At 64.3% G+C, this 15,190-nt stretch carries 12 protein-coding genes; 10 read left to right on the plus strand and 2 right to left on the minus strand.

Features of this window, described 5'->3' with window-relative positions; translation table 11 throughout:
* Window positions 1-3: 3 nt before the first annotated feature.
* The 3 genes from NCR98_RS18350 (at window position 4) to NCR98_RS18360 (ending at window position 3,929) form a co-directional block, all read left to right on the plus strand.
* Window positions 4-993, plus strand: coding sequence for an FAD binding domain-containing protein (locus NCR98_RS18350; protein WP_250526879.1), 990 nt, complete (start codon window positions 4-6; stop codon window positions 991-993).
* Window positions 990-3,212 carry a xanthine dehydrogenase family protein molybdopterin-binding subunit gene (locus tag NCR98_RS18355; protein ID WP_250526880.1) on the plus strand — a complete coding sequence of 741 codons (2,223 nt, stop codon included), beginning with the start codon at window positions 990-992 and terminating at the stop codon, window positions 3,210-3,212. Before NCR98_RS18350 ends, NCR98_RS18355 begins: the two co-directional genes overlap by 4 nt.
* A gap of 129 nt (window positions 3,213-3,341) precedes the next feature.
* Window positions 3,342-3,929 carry a nucleotidyltransferase family protein gene (locus NCR98_RS18360; RefSeq protein WP_250526881.1) on the plus strand — a complete coding sequence of 196 codons (588 nt, stop codon included), beginning with the start codon at window positions 3,342-3,344 and terminating at the stop codon, window positions 3,927-3,929.
* A gap of 157 nt (window positions 3,930-4,086) precedes the next feature.
* Here NCR98_RS18360 and NCR98_RS18365 read toward each other — a convergent pair whose 3' ends face one another.
* Window positions 4,087-4,809: a glycosyltransferase family 2 protein gene (locus NCR98_RS18365; protein ID WP_250467400.1), complete on the minus strand. Its 723-nt coding sequence runs from the start codon at window positions 4,807-4,809 to the stop codon at window positions 4,087-4,089.
* 214 nt (window positions 4,810-5,023) lie between these two features.
* Between NCR98_RS18365 and NCR98_RS18370 the strand changes: the two genes are divergently transcribed.
* The 6 genes from NCR98_RS18370 (at window position 5,024) to NCR98_RS18395 (ending at window position 12,150) form a co-directional block, all read left to right on the plus strand.
* Entirely contained in the window at window positions 5,024-6,523 is a 1,500-nt protein-coding gene (locus NCR98_RS18370; RefSeq protein ID WP_250467401.1) for a UdgX family uracil-DNA binding protein, read from the plus strand.
* A 164-nt stretch (window positions 6,524-6,687) separates the two neighbouring features.
* Window positions 6,688-7,182 carry a hypothetical protein gene (locus NCR98_RS18375; protein WP_250467402.1) on the plus strand — a complete coding sequence of 165 codons (495 nt, stop codon included), beginning with the start codon at window positions 6,688-6,690 and terminating at the stop codon, window positions 7,180-7,182.
* Window positions 7,183-7,344: 162 nt separating this feature from the next.
* The gene (locus NCR98_RS18380) at window positions 7,345-9,633 is read left to right on the plus strand and encodes an FdhF/YdeP family oxidoreductase (protein WP_250526882.1); all 2,289 of its coding nucleotides are present in this window, start codon (window positions 7,345-7,347) and stop codon (window positions 9,631-9,633) included.
* Window positions 9,634-9,727: 94 nt separating this feature from the next.
* Entirely contained in the window at window positions 9,728-10,303 is a 576-nt protein-coding gene (locus NCR98_RS18385; protein ID WP_250510240.1) for a glycosyltransferase family 9 protein, read from the plus strand.
* An 18-nt stretch (window positions 10,304-10,321) separates the two neighbouring features.
* Window positions 10,322-10,483, plus strand: a complete 162-nt coding sequence (locus NCR98_RS18390) for a hypothetical protein (RefSeq protein WP_244829287.1) — start codon at window positions 10,322-10,324, stop codon at window positions 10,481-10,483.
* 125 nt (window positions 10,484-10,608) lie between these two features.
* Window positions 10,609-12,150: a methyl-accepting chemotaxis protein gene (locus NCR98_RS18395; protein WP_250526883.1), complete on the plus strand. Its 1,542-nt coding sequence runs from the start codon at window positions 10,609-10,611 to the stop codon at window positions 12,148-12,150.
* 217 nt (window positions 12,151-12,367) lie between these two features.
* Here NCR98_RS18395 and NCR98_RS18400 read toward each other — a convergent pair whose 3' ends face one another.
* Window positions 12,368-13,552 carry a M20 aminoacylase family protein gene (locus tag NCR98_RS18400; protein ID WP_250526884.1) on the minus strand — a complete coding sequence of 395 codons (1,185 nt, stop codon included), beginning with the start codon at window positions 13,550-13,552 and terminating at the stop codon, window positions 12,368-12,370.
* A gap of 253 nt (window positions 13,553-13,805) precedes the next feature.
* Between NCR98_RS18400 and gabT the strand changes: the two genes are divergently transcribed.
* A complete protein-coding gene (gene gabT / locus NCR98_RS18405) occupies window positions 13,806-15,131 on the plus strand; it encodes a 4-aminobutyrate--2-oxoglutarate transaminase (protein ID WP_502799765.1) in 1,326 nt (441 codons plus the stop codon).
* Window positions 15,132-15,190: the final 59 nt, after the last annotated feature.

The raw sequence follows: 15,190 nt of genomic DNA on the forward strand, positions 1-15,190 counted from the left end.
CACATGGACGCGATCTCTTATCAGCGCGCCGCCGACATCCGTGCGGCGCTGCAGGCGGCCAGCCAGCCCGGCACGATGTACATCGGCGGCGGCACGAATCTGCTCGATCTCATGAAAGGCGGCGTGGCGCGGCCCACTCGTCTCGTCGATATCACCCACATCGACGCCCTGAACGGCGTCACGACCTTGCCCGATGGCGGGCTGCGCATCGGCGCGCTGGTGCGGAATAGCGACGCCGCGAATCACGCTTGGGTGCGCGAGCGCTATCCGCTCTTGTCGCAGGCATTGCTTGCGGGCGCATCGGCGCAATTGCGCAACATGGCTACCGTCGGCGGCAACCTGATGCAGCGCACGCGCTGCTATTACTTTTACGACACGGGCTTTCCTCAATGCAACAAGCGCGCGCCCGGCAGCGGTTGCGCCGCGCTCGAAGGCAACAACCGCATTCACGCGATACTCGGCGCGAGCAGTCAATGTGTCGCGACCAATCCCTCCGATATGAGCGTCGCGCTCGCCGCACTCGATGCCGTCGTGCGCGTGACCGGCCCGCAAGGCGAGCGGACCATTCCGTTCGCGGAGTTTCATCGGCTGCCGTGTGACCGGCCCGATCTCGATACCACGCTCAAGCCCGGCGAACTCATCACGGCGGTCGATCTGCCGCCGCCGCTTTTCGCGGGACATTCGAAGTATCTGAAGGTGCGCGACCGCGCGAGCTATGCGTTCGCGCTCGTCTCCGTTGCCGCCGCCTTGCAGATGGACGGCAACACCGTGAAGGCCGCGCGCATCGCGTTGGGCGGCGTCGCGCACAAACCGTGGCGCGCGAACGCGACGGAAAGCGCGCTCATCGGCAAACCACTCGATCGCGCGTCGCTGCAAAACGCGGCCGCGCTTGCCGTGCGCGATGCCAGGCCGCTGCGCGAGAACGGCTTCAAGGTGGCGCTCGCCCAGCGGGCGATCGTTCGGGCAGTGGAACAAGCGGGAGGCACGGCATGAGCATCATCGGCAAACCATTCGATCGCACCGACGGCGTGCTCAAGGTCACGGGCCAGGCGCGCTATTCGGCCGACAACAACGACGCCAAGCTCGCGCATGCGGTGCTGATCACGAGCACGATCGCCAAGGGCCGCATCGCCTCTATCGATACCAGCGGCGCCGACACGATGCCCGGCGTGCTGCTCGTCCTGACGCACAAGAACGCAATGCGTCTGCCCAACGGCGGCGTGCCCGACGCGCAACCGCCCGCCGTGCGCAAGCTCACGCTCCTGCAAACCGACGAAGTGCGCTACAGCAACGAGCCGGTGGCGGTGGTCGTCGCGGACACGCTGGAACATGCGCAAGGCGCGGCGCGCCATGTGATCGTCCGCTACGAGGGCGCCATGCCAAACGCGGAATACGTGCGTGCGCGCGGCACGGCGTATCAACCCGAAAAGATGATGGGCCGCCCGATCACCACGAGCCGCGGCGATGTCGATGCCGGTCTGCGCCAAGGTCAGACGCGCCTCGACGCCGTCTATACGACGCCCTACGAGCATCACAATCCAATGGAGCCGCACGCGACGCTCGCGCGCTGGGACGGCCCCAATCTCACGCTCTACGATGCGACGCAAGGTGTTTCCGGCGCGCGCGGCGCGGTATCGAAATTTTTCGGCATTCCGGAAACGAATGTGCGCGTGATCTGCCCGTTTGTCGGCGGCGGCTTCGGGTGCAAGGGCTCGGTGTGGTCGCATGTCGTGCTGGCGGCAATGGCATCGAAACAGACCGGACGTCCCGTGAAGCTCGTGCTCGAACGTCCGCAGATGTTCGGCATGGTCGGCAACCGGCCGTTCACCGAACAACGCATTCAGGTGAGCGCGCACGGCGACGGCACGATGACCGGCATGAAGCACGACGTCATCTCGACCACCTCGACCTTCGAGGACTGGACCGAGAGTTCGGCCATTCTCACGCGCATGTTGTACGCGGTGCCGAATCAATCGACCTCGCACAAGCTCGTGAAGCTCGACATCGGCACGCCGACATTCATGCGTGCGCCCGGCGAGACGAGCGGTTCGTTCGCGCTCGAAACCGCGATGGACGAACTCGCGTATCAGTTGCACATGGACCCGCTCGCGCTGCGCATGAAAAATCACGCGAACATGGAGCCGCAAGAGAAAAAGCCGTGGTCCAGCAAGTCGCTGATGGAGTGCTATCAGCGCGGCGCGGAAAAGTTCGGCTGGGCGCGCCGCAACCCGGCGCCGCGTTCGATGCGCGACGGCAACACGCTGATCGGCTGGGGCATGGCGACGGCGACGTATCCGGCGAACCGCAGCGAGGCATCGGCGATCGCGCGCATTCTGCCCGACGGCACGGCGATGGTCGCTTCCGGCACGCAGGATCTAGGCACCGGCACCTACACCGTGATGACGCAGGTCGCCGCCGACGCGCTCGGTTTTCCGCCCGACTTCGTGCGCTTCGCGCTTGGCGATTCATCCTTGCCGAAGGCGCCGGTATCGGGCGGCTCGCAGTCGGCGGCGAGCGTGTCGCCAGCGGTGCGTGCGGCGGCCGCGCAGGCGCGCGATCAGTTGATCGCGATGGCGCTCGCGGATCGCGGATCGCCCGTCGCCGGTTTGTCGCGCGAGGACGTCACGGTGAGCAATGGCTGGGTCGTGAGCGTTTCGACGCCGGACAAGCGCGATCCTGCGGCGGCGATCATCGCGCGAAACGGCGGCAAGGCTATCGAAGCGACGGCCACGGTGCGCCCCGGCGACGAGAAAAAGCAGTACTCGTTTCACTCGTTCGGCGCGGTATTCGTGGAAGTGCATGTCGATGCGGACCTGGGCATCATCCGCGTGCCGCGTGTCGTCGGGGTCTATGACGTCGGCACCTTGCTCAACGAGAAGACGGCGCACAGTCAGTTGATGGGTGGCATCGTTTGGGGCGTGGGCTCGGCGCTTTTCGAGAAGGGCGAACTCGACGGCCGCTACGGCCGCTACACCAACGCCAATCTCGCGGAGTATCACGTGCCGGTGAACGCGGATATCGGCTTGCTGGATGTTTCCTTTGTCGGTCAGCCCGATCCGCATATCAATCCGGACGGCGCGCGCGGCATCGGGGAAATCGGCATCACGGGCGTGGCGGGCGCGCTCGGCAGCGCGGTGTATCACGCGACCGGCGTGCGCGTGCGCGACTTGCCGATCACGCTCGATAAAGTCATGCCGAAGACGATGGTGTAGTGCGGAAGGAACGGTACGCGCGGCGCTCAATGGCACGAATGCACATTGCGCCGCGCGGATTTTTTTGACGCTTGCGGCGACTATCGACGCGCTGCACAATCGATCCTCTTCCCCACGCGAGCCGCACCGATGACCTACTCGTCAAGCGCGACCGGCATCCTGCTGGCCGCAGGGCTCGGCACCCGCTTCGATCCTTCCGGCATTCACAACAAGCTGCTGGCGCCCTTGCCGAACGGCACGCCGGTCGTGTTTCAGTCGGCGCGCAGGCTGCTTTCGGTTGCTTCGAGTGTGATCGCGGTGGTTCGGCCGGGCGCGGAAAAGCTGGCGGAAGTGCTGAACGAAGCCGGCTGCAAGGTCATTTTCAGCATCGATGCCGAGCGCGGCATGGGCGCGACGCTCGCCGTGGCCGTACGCGCCACCGCCGACGCGGAAGGCTGGCTTGTCGCGCTCGGCGACATGCCGTGGATCGAGCCCGCGACCATCGAAGCCGTCGCACGTCCGCTCGACGCAGGCGCGCGGCTCGTCGCGCCGTTTTATCGCGGCACGCGGGGACATCCGGTGGGGTTTGGCATCGAGTACGGCGCGGCGCTCGCCACGCTCGATGGCGACGCAGGCGCGCGCGGCATCTTCGCCATGGAAACGCCGACGGTCATCGAAGTGAATGACCGGAACGTGCTGCGTGACGTAGACTTGCCTGGCGATTTATCGGACGGTTGACGCGGTTGCATCGTTGCGTGGAATCATGCACAACGAGCGCGGGCATGGACATGCCTCGGCCGTCGTCGATATTCCTGCGGCAATCGCCGTCATGCTCTCCAATGCACCGCATCCGAATGACGGCGCCTGCCCCGCGCCGTCGACCTCGCAATAACGCCTACGCGGCAATCGCCGTCACATCCGCCGGGCCTGCCACGTCCGCGTTGGCATTGACGTTCGCGCTCAGATAACGCCGGCTCACTTCCACCAGCGTCGCGCCGAAGCCCTTCTTCGCCTTGAAATCGGTACGCGCGCTCGTCACCACGCGCGGCGCCGCGCTCCACTCGATGTGCGCGCCCGTTTCGATCAACGCTTCGACGAGCGCGACATCCTCGCTGGATTCGAGCGGCGGAAAACCGCCTGCCTGCAAATAAGCCCGTGCCGAGACGCCGAGATTCGCGCCGTGGATATGGCGATGCCCGTCCGCATCCGTATAAGTACGGCCGAAATGCTCCTGCACCGCGCCGAGATGCGGCGACCAGTCATGCACGCCGATCACGCCGCACACCGCATCCGCGCAGCAGTCGAGCTGGCGCGAGAGCCAGTCGTCGGCGACGGTCGTGTCGGCGTCGGTGAAGGCGAGCCAGCGCGCGCCGAGCGCAAGCGCCCGCTCCGCGCCATGCGCCCGCGCGATGCCGACATTGCGCGCATCGATACTCGTGACGTGCGCGCCGAGTGCGGAGGCGATTTCGCCCGTCTCGTCGCTGCAACTGTCGAGCACGACGATCACGCGCACTTCTTCTCCCAGCAATTGATGATGGTCCGCCGCGCGCCGGGCGGCAGTCACGCACGCGCCGATATGCGCGGCTTCGTTATGAGCAGGGATGACTATGGCAAGCATGTCGACTCCGTTTTGATTTTGTGGTTCATCGGCAGTCAAAGCCGCGATTGTTTCGAGGTACAGCAATGGGTGTACCCATGCGCACGCGGCGAAAGTCGCAACCGCTCTTAAGGGCACGACCATCCCAAAAAAGTTGCCCCAAAAGCCGAAGCGCCGATAGAATTCACTGTATGGATATACAGTACTTTTCGTTCCTTCCGGCTTCCTCTCTTCGATGAAAAGCGTCGTCTTCGATCCGTCCTTCGCCGCCTGGCGCTCCGCCGCGCGCACGCTCCTCATGGAAGGCGCGCGGCCGGAAGACGTCGTATGGCTGGAATCGGATTCCTCGGCAACCGTGTTCGGCAGCATCGACGGACCGCCGCCCGGCCCCGAGAACCCCGACGCGCCCAAGCCCGTGAAGATCGCCCGCGAATTCCTCGCGATGCTGGCAACGGCCGCCTGCTATCGCACGCCGGCCCGCTGGATGTTTCTCTACAAGGTGTTGTGGCGCTGGACCCAGGGCGATCGCGCGGTCGTATCGCCGGACGATCCCGACGGGCAGCGCCTGCAACACATGATCGAAGCCGTGGAGGCCGAGGAAAACGAGATGCGTCGCGTGCTGCGCTTCAGGCATCGCGATTCGTCGCTCGGACCGCCCGAGTTCATCAGCTGGTGCGAGCCCGTGCACGACCTGTTGGAGCACGCCGCCATGCACTTCGCCACGCGCATGGGCAGCGCCACGTGGATGATCGCGACGCCGCACGGCGCGGCCTTTTGGGACGGCGCGCTGCTGCGGGTGGACCGCACGAGCGACCCGGAAGAAAAGCCAATGGATTTCGGCGATACCGCGATGAGCGGCGAGGCCGTGAGCGGAGACGCCATCGAAGCGCTGTGGCTCGCTTATTACGAAAGCACCTTTACGTCGGCGGTGGAAAATGCCGCCGAAGTGGCATCGCACATGCCGGTGCGCTACTGGAAGAGCCCGGAAAACCAGCGCGCAGATCCCACGCTGATCTCGCGCGCCGATCCTTATTCGCGGCGCGACCGGCATCCGCGCAACGTTCCCGCGGACATGGAAGTGGCCCTCAACACGGATCTGGAGCCGCTTCAGGGCACGTCGCTGAAGGAGCCGCCCTCGCTCGACGCGTGCAAACGCTGTTCGCTCTGGCGCAACGCGACGCAGGCCGTGCCCGGAATCGGTCCGGCGAACGCGCGCGTCATGCTGGTCGGCGAGCAGCCTGGCGATAACGAAGACCGCGAAGGCAAGCCGTTCGTCGGTCCGGCGGGCAAGCTGCTGGACGAGGCCATCGGTGAGGCGCAACTCGCGCGCGAAACGCTTTATCTGACCAACGCGGTGAAGCACTTCAAATTCGACCCGCATGGCGATGAGCGGCAGCACGTTGCGCCCGGACAGCGCGAACGCGAGGCCTGCCGGTTCTGGCTGGAGGAGGAACTGACGCGGATCGCGCCGAAAGTGGTCGTGGCGCTTGGCGCCACCGCGCTCAAGGCGCTGACGGGGCATCGCACGGCGCTGTCCGAGTATCTCGGCAAGACCATCGAGCACAAGGGGCGCATCGTGGTGCCGACCTATCATCCGTCGTATTTGCTGCGGCTAACCGACGAAAAGATTCGCGGCGAAGTGTTCGGCACCATCGTCGAGGCGCTCGTGTTCGCGCGGCAGATCGCCGAAGGCACCGCGACCATCCGCACGCCGGTGAAGGATCGGACGCGCTAGCATTCGTGCAAGCCGCGTATCACAAACCCCAATTGCAACGAGAAGAAACAGGACGCAACAAGACGAAAGCGCCGTCAACCTTCCTGTAAGCCATGCGTTATACCCGTGTCGCGCCGCTCTTTGCCTGTTGGCGCTCACTCACGAATCGTTCCGACGACACATCCATGGCCGCTCTTCCCCTCGAAGCACTCCGCCAACAACAATCCATCACCGCGCTCGTGCCGAAATCGGCCGGGCAGTTGCAAACCGAGCGCGAGCGCGTCATTGCCCGCGCCGGCATGTTCCTGAACGCGACCATCGTGCTGGCGCTGCTGGGCTTGTTGGTCGTCGCGTGGCTGCCGTTTTCGTCGGTGCAGCAGGAATTCCGCTTCGGCGTGCAGGAAGTGATCGCGGTCGGCGTTTTCGCCTCGTGCCTCTTTCTGCTGCACGAGCGCGCCGAACTCATGCTCGGGCTTTACAGCTTCGAGCCGGTCGAACAAACCACGCAGGGCGAATTGCGCGCGCTTTTGCATCGCGTGCCGGAAGGCGCGCAGTATCAGCAAGCGCTCGCCGCCGACAACCGCACTTTCGTGACCGGCGAGGTGGACGACATTCGCCGCCGCGCCGAAGCCTTCATTCCGAAGACGCTACCGGCAGAAGACGGTAATCCGGAAACCTGACCGGAAGATAAGTCCCGGCACCCGCGCCAGGACAAAAAGTGAACCGAAAAGCCGCCGCCTTGTCCATGCAGGGCGGCGGCTTTCTTTTCATTAAAAGCGCGCCGCTGTGCCTGTTTCTTGCTGAATGTGAAGCGAACGGACCATTCACGGGAGAGGCCAAGCATGAGCAAACTGCCGCATATCGAAAAGTACGATCACCCGGCGGGCGGCTGGGGATCGGTCAAGGCAGTTACCTCGGCACTCGTCAACGAACACGTCGCGCTCAACGGCGCGCGCATTCTTCTGCATCAGAACAAGCCGGACGGCTTTGCGTGCGTGAGCTGTTCGTGGGCGAAGCCGGCCGATCCGCATCTCTTCGAATTTTGCGAGAACGGCGCGCGGGCAACCGCGTGGGAATTGACGAAGAAGCGGATCGATCAGGATTTTTTCGCGCATCACACGCTCGCGGGATTGACGGCGTGGACCGATTTCGAGCTCGAATCGCAAGGCCGCCTGACCGAGCCAATGCGTTACGACGCCGCCACCGACCGTTACGTGCCAGTTCCGTGGCAACAGGCTTTCGACGAAATCGGCGCGATGCTGCGCGACGCCAGGCCGAAGCGCAGCGTCTTCTACACGTCGGGGCGCGCATCGCTCGAAACGTCGTACATGTTCCAGTTGTTCGCGCGGCTTTACGGCACGAACAATCTGCCGGACAGCTCGAACATGTGCCACGAGAGCACGTCGGTGGCGCTGCCGGAGACCATCGGCGCGCCGGTCGGCACCGTGACGCTCGACGACTTCGAGCACACCGACTGCTTTTTCTTCTTCGGGCACAACACCGGCACGAATGCGCCGCGCATGCTGCATCCCTTGCAGGAAGCGAGAAAGCGCGGCGCGCGCATCATCACCTTCAACCCGATCAAGGAACGCGGGCTCGTGAGCTTCGCGAATCCGCAGTCGCCGGTGGAAATGCTGTCGCCGATCCAGACCGCCATCAGCACGCAATATCTGCAACTGAAGATCGGCGGCGACATTGCCGCGGTCACGGGCTTGTGCAAGGCGCTGATCGAAGCGGACGACCTGGCGCAAGAAAACCAGACGCCGCGCGTGCTGGACGCCGCCTTTATCGCCGAACACACGCACGGCTTCGATACCTTCGCCGCCGCGATGCGCGCCGCCGACTGGAGCGACATCGAAACGCAATCGAGCCTGACGCGCGCCGCGCTCGAAGCCGCCGCCACCGAATATGCGCGGGCCGAAGCCGTGATGATTCTCTACGGCATGGGCATCACGCAGCATCGCGAAGGCGTGCTCGCCGTGCAGATGCTGACGAATCTGATGCTGCTAGGCGGGAACATCGGCAAGCCGGGCGCGGGTATCTGCCCGATTCGCGGCCATTCCAACGTGCAGGGTCAGCGCACGGTCGGGATCACGGAGAAGCCGGCGCTCGTGCCGCTCGACAAGCTCGCGGAAATGTACGCGTTCGAGCCGCCGCGCGACGAAGGCATGTCCACCGTCGATGCCTGCGCGGCGCTGCGCGACGGCGAACTCGATGCGTTCATCAGCCTCGGCGGCAATTTCGCGCGCGCGACGCCCGATCATCACGTGCTGGAACCGGCGTGGCAAAACGTGCCGCTGACGGTGCAAATTGCCACGCACCTGAACCGCAGCCATCTGCTGCACGGGCGTGCGGCATATCTGCTGCCTTGCATCGGGCGTATCGAGGTGGATCAGCAGGCGAGCGGCCCGCAGATCGTCACGGTCGAGGACAGCACCGCGTGCGTCCATGCGTCGAAGGGCTTCGCGGAACCCGCGAGCAAGACGTTGCTGTCGGAGCCCGCGATCGTCGCGGGACTGGCCAAGGCCACGCTGCAAGGACGTCGCGGCAAGGTCGACTGGGACGCCTGGACGGCCGATTATTCGCTGGTGCGCGAGGCGATCGAGAAGACTTATCCCGATCAGTTCAACGAATTCAACGCGCGCATGTCGCAGCCGGGCGGGTTTCATCGGCCGATTCCGGCGGCCAAACGCGAGTGGAAGACGAAGAACGGCAAGGCGAATTTCATCACGCCGGAGGGCATGGGCGAAGATCCGGACATGTCTTTCGAAGGCGAGCGCACCTTGCGGCTCATGACCACGCGCGGCGACAGCCAGTTCAATACGACCGTGTACGGGCTTGACGATCGCTTTCGCGGCGTCTTCAATACCCGAGACGTGCTGTTGATGAACCGTGACGACATGGCGCGGCTGAACATCGCGGAAGATCAGACGATCACCGTGACGACGGTATCCAGCGATGACGTGACGCGCAGTATCGACGGATTGCGGGCCCATGCATTCGATATTCCGGCCGGCTGCGCGATGGGCTATTACCCGGAATGCAATCCGCTGATTCCGCTTGCGCACCACGCAAAACGCAGCAAGGTGCCTGCGGCGAAGGCAGTTCCGGTGCGCGTGCGCGCGACGTAAATCCCGGCGTGAGGCGCAGCCGGGCATGTCCCGTGCTCACGCTTGGCCGACTTCACGATTTTTCCATCGAGGCCACGGCCTTGCAGGAGCGCAGATGCGAGCCAACCCGTTTTCTCCCCTGATCGACGACCTGGCGCCTTCGCTGATTGCGGACTCGCCTGCCGCTTCGCCGTTGTCCGACGCCCAATATGACGAACTCGTGGCGTTTCATGGCATTGAGCGCGAGCGTCTGGTGCTGATTCATCCAGGCAGCCACAAGGCGACGCCCGCGTGGTCCGCGCAGCAATACGCCGACGTTGCCGATCAGTTGAACGCCGACGGCTGGCAGATCGCGATCATCGGCGACGCGCCCGATCCGGAGCGCACGGCCGGCGTCCTGGGCGCGATGCAAACCGCCGCGCTTTTTCTGGCCGGCGCCGTGGCACCGCGCACGTTGCCGCGCCTGATCGCCGACGCCCGCCTGCTCCTTTCCGACGATGCCATCGCGCCTTCGCCCGCCGCCGCCGCACGTGCGCTCGGCACGCCGCATATCGTGCTCGACGAGCATCCGCGCGGCACGGACAGCGAGGCCATCATCGAACGGGCACGCGCCGAACTGTCGGATACGCGGCGCGCGCACCCCGGCACGCCCTTCACACTGCACATGCCGGTCGAACACGACGCGGCCTGACGCCATTCGGGAATTCCCATGAAATTCGATCTGCAAACCAGTCCCGTTCCCGATCCGATCGCCGATCCGAACCGCGATCCGGAAGCCGATCCGCTCACGCCGCCGTCGCCGGGGCATCGCCCGGACGAGCCGCAGCATCCTGATGCCCCGCCGGACAAGGACCCGATCCGGCGTTTCTGACACCGGGGAAACCCCCACCCTACATTTGCCGCGCCGTATGCCGTAAGAGGGGCATGCGGCGGCGCGCGCGTCGCCGCACCGTCTAGGACAACGTAAAAAGACTGCGGGGCGCACAAATGAATGGAATGACGTTGAACAAAAAGCTCGGCTCGATGATCGCCGTGCTGTGGATAGGTTTGATTGCGATCGGCATTATCGGAGCATGGCAGAACCGCACTTCGATGATCGAGGATCGCAAGGAACAGTTGAAGACGCTGGTCGACGAGGCACATGCCGTCGTCACGCACTTCGCGGCGCTCGCCGCCAACAAGACCCTCACCGAAGAAGAAGCCAAGAAGCGCGCGCTGGATGTCATCGGCACGATCCGCTACGGCAAGGATGGCTATCTTTCCATCAACGATTCGAAGCCGAAAATGGTCATGCACCCGATCAAGCCCGCCATGAACGGGCAGGATCTTTCGGGATACACCGACCCGGCGGGCAATCACTTGTTCGTCGATATCGTCAAGGCGGGCGATCAGCCGGACGGCGGTTTCATCAGCTATCTGTGGTCGAAGCCAGGCAGCGACAAGCCCGTGGCGAAGCTCTCGTATGCGCAGCGTTTCGGCCAGTGGGACTGGTATGTCGTCACCGGAATGTATATGGACGACGTGCAGAGCGCATTCTATGCAAGCGCACTGCGCTGGCTTGCCATCACGATGCTGCTCGGCGCCATCGCGACGGCCGCGATGCTCGTCGTTCTGCGCAGCATCAAGCGCAATCTGGGCGGCGAACTGGAACTCGCGGTGGATGCGGCGCATCGCATTGCGCGTGGCGATCTGACGGCCGCCGTGCCGGTGCGTGCCGGCGATACATCGAGCCTCCTGCACGCGCTTTCGGTGATGCAGCTCGGCCTTGTCGAGACGGTGTCGCGTGTGCGTAACGGCACGGAAAACATCAACGTGGGCGCGTCGGAAATCGCGGCGGGCAACACCGATCTGTCGCAGCGCACCGAGGAGCAAGCGGCCGCGCTGGTCGAGACCGCATCGAGCATGGACCAGATGACGGCCAACGTGAAGAACAACGCCGAGAGCGCCGCGCAGGCCGCGCGCCTTGCGGGTCAGGCCGCCGATGTCGCGACGCGCGGAAGCGGCGTGGTGGACGAAGTCATCAACACGATGACGCGTATCACGGCAAGCTCGCAGCAGATTGGCGACATTATCGGCGTGATCGATGGCATTGCGTTCCAGACCAATATCCTGGCGTTGAACGCGGCGGTCGAAGCGGCGCGCGCGGGCGAACAAGGACGCGGCTTTGCGGTCGTGGCGGCGGAAGTGCGCAGCCTCGCGCAACGTTCGGCGACGGCGGCCAAGGAAATCAAGGCGCTGATCGAGACGTCGACGCATACGGTGCAGGAAGGCGCGTCGCTCGTGACGAACGCCGGTTCGACGATGGGCGAGATCGTGTCGTCGGTGCGTCGTGTGAACGAGATTCTCGATGAAATAAGCAATGCATCGCGCGAGCAAAGCGCGGGCATCGAGCAGGTGAATCGCGCAGTCGTCGAGATGGATCAGGTCACGCAGCAGAACGCGGCACTAGTGGAAGAAGCAGCGGCTGCGGCGCATTCGTTGAAGGATCAGGTGGATGGGTTGCGGGAGGCAATCGGCAGTTTTCATTTGCCGGCTTGAGGAGTGGATCGGCGCGGATTGTCGAGGTATGGGTTGCGCTGCTTCTTGAATGGCTGAAGCAATCGCCGTCGCTTGCATAGTGAAGGCGATCGCTCCAAGGCTGAATTATCGGCCGCTTACTCTTATTAAACCGCTCCACGAACCGCGCCCGATAAGCCGTTCCGACCAGCGGATTCTCATCACCGAAATCGTGGTGCGGTTCTGGATCGTCGGCTGCTCATTGCTCCAAAAACCGCTCCACCAATCGCGCCCAATAAGCCGCCCCGACCGGCAGATTCCTGTCGTTGAAATCGTAGTGCGGGTTGTGAACCATGCAACCGTCCTCGCCCGCGCCGTTGCCGATGCGCAAAAACGTCCCCGGCCGCGCCTGCATCATGAACGCGAAGTCCTCGCTGCCCATCAGCAAATCCGTGTGGTCGACCACGTGCTCGGCACCCACCAACTCGCGCGCCACCTGCGCCGCGAATTCCGTTTCGGCATCCGAATTGACGACCACCGGATAGCCTTCCAGATACTTGATCGTCGCCTTTGCGTCGTAGCTCGCCGCCTGCGCATCCACGAGTTCGCAGATACGGCGCTTGAGCAACTCACGCACCGGCTTGCTGAACGAGCGCACCGACAGTTCGAGCGTCGCGCGATTCGGAATCACGTTGTTGACCGTGCCCGCGTGCATCGAGCCGACCGTGACGACGGCCGGTTGCGCGGGATCGACATTGCGCGCGACGATAGTCTGCAAAGCCATCACGATGCTCGCCGTCACCACCACCGGATCGACGCTCAAATGCGGACGCGCCGCATGCCCGCCCACGCCTTCGATCTCGATCGACACCTGATCGCACGCCGCCATGAACGGCCCCTTGCGAAACAGGAACGTGCCGGGCGCGACGCCCGGATGGTTGTGCACGCCGAATACGGCATCGCAAGGAAAGCGCTCGAAGAGCCCCTCCGCGATCATGCGTTGCGCGCCGCTCGGCAAACCGTGCTCTTCCGCCGGCTGAAAATACAGATGCACCGTGCCATTGAAACGCCGCGTGCGCGCTAGATGCCGTGCCGCACCGAGCAGCATGGTCGTATGGCCGTCGTGGCCGCACGCGTGCATCTTGCCCGGCGACTCGCTCGCGTACGGCTTGCCGGTCTGCTCGTGAATCGGCAGCGCGTCCATGTCGGCGCGCAGGCCGATGCGCTTCGTGCCATCGCCCGCCGTCAGCGTACCGACGACACCCGTTCCGGCGATTCCCCGGCTCACTTCCCAGCCCCACTCTTCGAGCTTCTGCGCGACGAGCGCCGAGGTGCGCGTCTCCTCGAACGAGAGTTCGGGATGGCGGTGGATGTCGTGACGGATCTCGCGCAACGCGGGCGCATCGTCGGAAAGATCGGCGAGTTCGGTGAAGAGTCGGGTCATTTGCAGGAACCTTGGCTGAATCGAAACGGAAAACGGAAACACGAACGGCGCACATGATCCTCCAGTCGCGCGTCGCGTGCCACTTCCGCGCGATTTTTTGCCAATTTCGATCGCTAGGATGGCGGCGAACCAAGTGGAATTGGCTCCATTGGATGCATCGGAATGGCTCTGACCAGGAGAGCCAAATTTAACTATAGTCGGCTCTGAATCCGACTGATGCAACCGCGCGCCGCGCCCCAAGGAGAACTTCGCCGTGTCCAAACTTCCTCAAACCTCGCCCGCCAACGTCACTCGGGCCACCAACGCGGACCTTCAGGCCCGCAAGAATGCCGCCACGCCGCGCGGCGTCGGCGTGATGTGCGACTTCTACGCGGCGCACGCCGAGAACGCGGAACTCTGGGACGTCGAAGGCCGCCGCTTCATCGACTTCGCGGCGGGCATCGCGGTGTGCAACACGGGGCATCGGCATCCTAAGATCGTCGAGGCCATGCGCGCGCAACTCGACTGCTTCACACATACGGCCTATCAGATCGTGCCTTATGAATCTTACGTTTCCCTCGCGGAAAAAATTAGCGCCCGTGCGCCCGGTCAAGCGCCGAAGAAGACCGCGTTCTTCACGACCGGCGCGGAGGCCGTCGAAAACGCCGTGAAAATCGCGCGCGCGGCAACCGGGCGGCCCGGCGTGATCGCCTTCACGGGCGGCTTTCACGGCCGCACGATGATGGGCATGGCGCTCACCGGCAAGGTCGCGCCGTACAAGATCGGTTTCGGGCCGTTCCCCGCCGACGTCTATCACGCGCCGTTTCCCAACGCGCTGCACGGCGTATCGGTGGCGGACTCGCTGCGCGCCATCGAGCATCTGTTCAAGGCGGATATCGAAGCCAAGCGCGTCGCGGCGATCATCTTCGAACCCGTGCAAGGCGAAGGCGGCTTCAATCCGGCGCCCGCGGACTTCGTGCGCGGCGTGCGCCGGATCTGCGACGAGCACGGCATTCTTCTGATCGCCGACGAGGTGCAGACGGGATTCGCGCGCACCGGCAAACTCTTCGCGATGGAGCATTACGACGTGGTTCCCGATCTCATGACGATCGCGAAGAGTCTTGCGGGCGGCATGCCGCTATCGGGCGTCGTGGGCCGCGCGGACATCATGGACAGCGCGGCGCCAGGCGGTCTCGGCGGCACTTACGCGGGCAATCCGCTCGCGGTGGCGGCGGCGCACGCGGTGCTCGATATCATCGACGAAGAGCAACTCTGCGAACGCGCCAACATGCTCGGCGACAAGCTGAAAGCCAAGCTCGAAGCGATTCGTCGGGACGTGCCGCAGATCGCCGATGTGCGCGGTCCGGGCGCCATGATCGCCGCCGAGTTCTGCAAGCCCGGCACGCACGAACCCGATGCCGATTTCGCCAGGCGCGTGCAGGCGCGCGCGCTGGAACGCGGTTTGTTACTGCTCGTGTGCGGCGTGTATGGCAACGTCGTGCGCTTCCTGTTTCCCCTCACTATCCAGGAGCCTGTATTCGACGAAGCCCTCGGCATTCTCGACGAAGTGTTGAGCGAAACCATCGCCGCCGCGGCTTGAGCACGGTTCGCCCCTTCGTCGTATGCTGAATGCAGAAATCTCAAGAAGGAATCGCAAGC

The sequence above is a fragment of the Caballeronia sp. GAWG2-1 genome (assembly GCF_023631405.1).
Taxonomy (GTDB): domain Bacteria; phylum Pseudomonadota; class Gammaproteobacteria; order Burkholderiales; family Burkholderiaceae; genus Caballeronia.

Coding starts and splice junctions, on each gene's coding strand:
- NCR98_RS18395 (WP_250526883.1), top strand. CDS start 10,609: ATGACGTTGAACAAAAAGCTCGGCTCGATGATCGCCGTGCTGTGGATA.
- NCR98_RS18380 (WP_250526882.1), top strand. CDS start 7,345: ATGAGCAAACTGCCGCATATCGAAAAGTACGATCACCCGGCGGGCGGC.
- NCR98_RS18350 (WP_250526879.1), top strand. CDS start 4: ATGGACGCGATCTCTTATCAGCGCGCCGCCGACATCCGTGCGGCGCTG.
- NCR98_RS18390 (WP_244829287.1), top strand. CDS start 10,322: ATGAAATTCGATCTGCAAACCAGTCCCGTTCCCGATCCGATCGCCGAT.
- NCR98_RS18375 (WP_250467402.1), top strand. CDS start 6,688: ATGGCCGCTCTTCCCCTCGAAGCACTCCGCCAACAACAATCCATCACC.
- NCR98_RS18355 (WP_250526880.1), top strand. CDS start 990: ATGAGCATCATCGGCAAACCATTCGATCGCACCGACGGCGTGCTCAAG.
- NCR98_RS18385 (WP_250510240.1), top strand. CDS start 9,728: ATGCGAGCCAACCCGTTTTCTCCCCTGATCGACGACCTGGCGCCTTCG.
- NCR98_RS18400 (WP_250526884.1), bottom strand. CDS start 13,552: ATGACCCGACTCTTCACCGAACTCGCCGATCTTTCCGACGATGCGCCC.
- NCR98_RS18360 (WP_250526881.1), top strand. CDS start 3,342: ATGACCTACTCGTCAAGCGCGACCGGCATCCTGCTGGCCGCAGGGCTC.
- NCR98_RS18365 (WP_250467400.1), bottom strand. CDS start 4,809: ATGCTTGCCATAGTCATCCCTGCTCATAACGAAGCCGCGCATATCGGC.
- NCR98_RS18370 (WP_250467401.1), top strand. CDS start 5,024: ATGAAAAGCGTCGTCTTCGATCCGTCCTTCGCCGCCTGGCGCTCCGCC.